Origin of the sequence: Trebonia sp. (genome assembly GCF_030042015.1) — a bacterium.
GTDB lineage: Bacteria > Actinomycetota > Actinomycetes > Streptosporangiales > Streptosporangiaceae > Trebonia.
Genome location: NZ_JASIAL010000360.1, coordinates 1 through 3510 on the forward strand (window position 1 = coordinate 1; position 3510 = coordinate 3510).

General features: G+C 71.6%; 4 protein-coding genes. All 4 read left to right on the forward strand.

The window, feature by feature from the left end:
* Positions 1-417 (forward strand): hypothetical protein (locus Q1N79_RS19410; RefSeq protein WP_300610902.1); only part of this gene is annotated, 417 nt, incomplete at its 5' end.
* Positions 418-447: 30 nt separating this feature from the next.
* Positions 448-1515: a glucose-1-phosphate thymidylyltransferase gene (locus tag Q1N79_RS19415; protein WP_300610904.1), complete on the forward strand. Its 1068-nt coding sequence runs from the start codon at positions 448-450 to the stop codon at positions 1513-1515.
* Positions 1512-2522, forward strand: coding sequence for a dTDP-glucose 4,6-dehydratase (gene rfbB, locus Q1N79_RS19420; RefSeq protein WP_300610906.1), 1011 nt, complete (start codon positions 1512-1514; stop codon positions 2520-2522). The genes Q1N79_RS19415 and rfbB overlap by 4 nt, the downstream gene beginning before the upstream one ends.
* Positions 2519-3379, forward strand: coding sequence for a dTDP-4-dehydrorhamnose reductase (gene rfbD, locus Q1N79_RS19425; protein WP_300610908.1), 861 nt, complete (start codon positions 2519-2521; stop codon positions 3377-3379). The genes rfbB and rfbD overlap by 4 nt, the downstream gene beginning before the upstream one ends.
* Positions 3380-3510 lie beyond the last annotated feature (131 nt).

The window sequence follows — 3510 nt, forward strand, 5'->3', positions numbered from 1 at the left end:
GCGCTGCTCCCGCTGGCGACCGCGGCCACGCAGCCCCCGCTGTCGCCGGCCACCGCGCCGCTGGCAAGCTGGCTGGAAGCACACGGCCTCAGGTACGGCGTGGCCGGGTACTGGGACGCGTCGGTCACCACGCTGCAGTCCGGCAACAGGGTGCAGATACGCGCCGTCGACCTGCACAAGCACGTCAACGCTCCCGGGTGGAACATCAACATTCCCGGCTGGGAGGACAACGCCTTGTGGTACAACCCGGCCAGGTACGACGCGACGTTCGCGGTGGCCGACGTCAAGGGCCGCTACCCGGCGACCGCGTTCGAGCAGTTCTTCGGCAAGCCTGCGCACACGTACCGGGTGGCCGGCTGGCTCGTCCTCGTTTACCGGACGAACCTGCTGCGGAAGGTCCTGCCCATACTGCCGTAAACCCCCGGGGAAGGCACTACCTTGTCAGTTGTGAAAGCGTTGGTCCTAGCCGGAGGCACCGGGACGCGGCTGCGCCCGATTACCCACACCTCCGCCAAGCAGCTGCTGCCGGTGGCGAACAAGCCGGTGCTGTTCTATGGCCTTGAGGCGATCGCCGGTGCCGGGATCCACGACGTCGGGCTCGTGGTCGGGGACACCGCGGCCGCGATCGAGGCCGCGGTCGGCGACGGGTCGGGGTTCGGAATCCGCGTCACGTACATCCGCCAGCAGGCGCCGCTCGGACTCGCGCACGCGGTGCTTGTGGCCAGGGACTTCCTCGAAGACGAGGACTTCGTGATGTACCTGGGTGACAACTTCATCGTCGGGGGCATCACCGCGCTGGTGGGAGAGTTCGCCGCCACGCGGCCGGACGCGCAGATCATGCTCACCAGGGTGCCGGACCCGAGCGAGTTCGGGGTAGCGCAGCTCGACCAGAGCGGGCAGGTGATCGGGCTCGAGGAGAAGCCCAGGCAGCCGAAGAGCGACCTGGCCCTCGTCGGCGTGTACATGTTCACGCCCGCGGTCCACGAAGCCGTGCGCCAGCTCAAGCCCTCGTGGCGCGGCGAACTTGAGATCACGGAAGCGATCCAGTGGCTCATCGACAACGGCAAGGCCGTGCGCTCCACGACGATCACCGGGTACTGGAAAGACACAGGAAACGTCACCGACATGCTCGAGGTCAACCGGCTGGTGCTTGAGACGATCGAGCCGCGGGACGACGGCGTCGTCGAGCGCGATTGCGAGATCATCGGGCGGGTCGTGGTCGAGCCCGGCGCCCAGGTGTCGGGCTCCCGCATCGTCGGCCCCGCGATCATCGGCGCGGGCACGAAGGTGACCGGGTCGTATATCGGCCCGTATACCGCGATCGGGGCGGACTGCCTGATCGACGACAGCGAGATCGAGTACTCGATCCTGCTGCGCGGCGCGTCCGTCCGCGGCGTCCGGCGCATCCAGGCGTCCCTGATCGGGCACAACGCGGAAGTCACCCCGGCGCCGCGGGTGCCGCAGGTGCACCGGCTTGTGCTCGGCGACCACAGCAAGGTGCAGATCAGCTCATGAGAGTCCTGGTGACCGGAGGAGCCGGGTTCATCGGCTCGCACTACGCGCGCACGCTGCTCGCCGGCGGGTATCCCGGCTACGAAGACGCCGACGTCACCGTGCTCGACGCCCTCACCTACGCGGGCAACCCTGCCAACCTCGCCCAGGTATCCGCCAGCCCGCGGCTGACCTTCGTCACGGGGAACATCTGCGACCCGCGGCTGCTGGCGGAACTGCTGCCCGGTCATGACGCCGTCGTCAACTTCGCCGCGGAGACGCACGTGGACCGGTCGATCGCCGGGGCGGCGGAGTTCGTGACCTCCAACGTGACCGGCGTGCAGGTCCTGCTCGACGCGTGCATGCGCGCCGGGATCCCGCGGATCGTGCACGTGTCCACCGATGAGGTCTACGGGTCGATCGCCGCGGGTTCGTGGTCCGAGGATGCCCCGCTCAGCCCGAACTCGCCCTACGCGGCCGCCAAGGCGGGCGGCGACCTCATGGCGCTCGCCTACGCCAGGACCCACGGCCTGGACGTGTCCATCACCCGGTGCTGCAACAACTACGGCCCCTACCAGTACCCGGAGAAGGTCATCCCGCTGTTCGTCACCCGCCTGGCCGACGGCGACCCGGTCCCGCTGTACGGCGACGGGCTGAACGTCCGCGGGTGGATCCACGTCGACGACCACTGCCGCGGCGTGCAGCTCGTCCTGGAGAAGGGCAAGCCCGGCGCCGTCTACCACATCAACGGCGACACCGAGCTCACCAACCGCGAGCTGACCGCCGCCATCCTCGACGCGTGCGGCGCCACCTGGGACATCGTCGTCCCGGTGACCGACCGGCCCGGTCACGACCGGCGGTACTGCCTCGACGACTCCCTGCTGCGCTCCATGGGATACGCGCCCCGCATCGCGTTCCCCGGCGGACTCAAGGCCACGATCGACTGGTACGCGGCCAACCGCGGCTGGTGGGAGCCCCTGCAGCGGCCTGGACCGCCCCCGCCGCTGCGCCCGGCCGGCGCCACCCGGTGACCCGCTGGCTGGTCACAGGCGCGGCCGGGATGCTGGGCCGCGACCTGACGTCCCTGCTGACCGGCGAGGGCGAGCAGATGACCGCGCTGGACCGGGCCGGCCTGGAGATCACCGACCCGGTGGCGGTCCCGGCGGCGCTGGACAGGCACCGGCCCGACGTCGTCGTCAACTGCGCCGCCTGGACCGCGGTCGACGACGCAGAAGCGCACGAGGACGCGGCGCTCGAGGTCAACGGCCGCGCGGTCGCGCGGCTGGCCGCCGCGTGCGCCAGCCGGCAGATCACCCTGGTCCAGCTGTCCACGGATTACGTCTTCGACGGCGCCGCCCGCCGGCCGTACGGGGAGAGTCACCCGGCGGCGCCGCGCACCGCCTACGGCCGCAGCAAGCTGGCCGGCGAGCGTGCCGTGCTCGCCGCGCTCCCCGATGACGGTTACGTGGTGCGGACGGCCTGGCTGTACGGCGCCCACGGGACAAGCTTTGTCGCCACCATGCTCAGCCGCGCCCGCGCGGCCAGCCCCGTCAGCGTCGTCGACGACCAGCGCGGCCAGCCCACCTGGACCGCCGACCTGGCCGGCCAGATCCGCGCCCTGGTCACCGCCCGCGCCCGCGCCGGGATCTACCACGCGACGAGCTCGGGTGAGGTCACGTGGTTCGGGCTGGCCCGCGAGGTCTACGCGCTGGCTGGCGCGGACCCGGCGCTGGTGTCGCCCACCTCAAGCGCCGCCTACCCGCGCCCGGCGCCGCGGCCGGCTTACAGCGTTCTCGGCCACGAGGCGTGGGCGGCCGCCGGCATCAGCCCGATCGGGAACTGGCGGGACGCGCTTGACCGGGCGTTCCCCGCGATGTGCGCGCGCTGACCGGTGCGGCCCTGCTCCCCCGCTTGCCGCCCGCACCGCGCCCCGGGTCAGCCGGTGTTGCCGATCGCGGCGACGGCGGGGCCGCCTGCGCCCTGGGCGAGCGGGATGTGCACGGCGACCACGGCCGAGCG

What these genes read in the sequence shown, in the direction of transcription:
- rfbB (WP_300610906.1), top strand. Translation starts at nt 1,512, where the DNA reads ATGAGAGTCCTGGTGACCGGAGGAGCCGGGTTCATCGGCTCGCACTAC.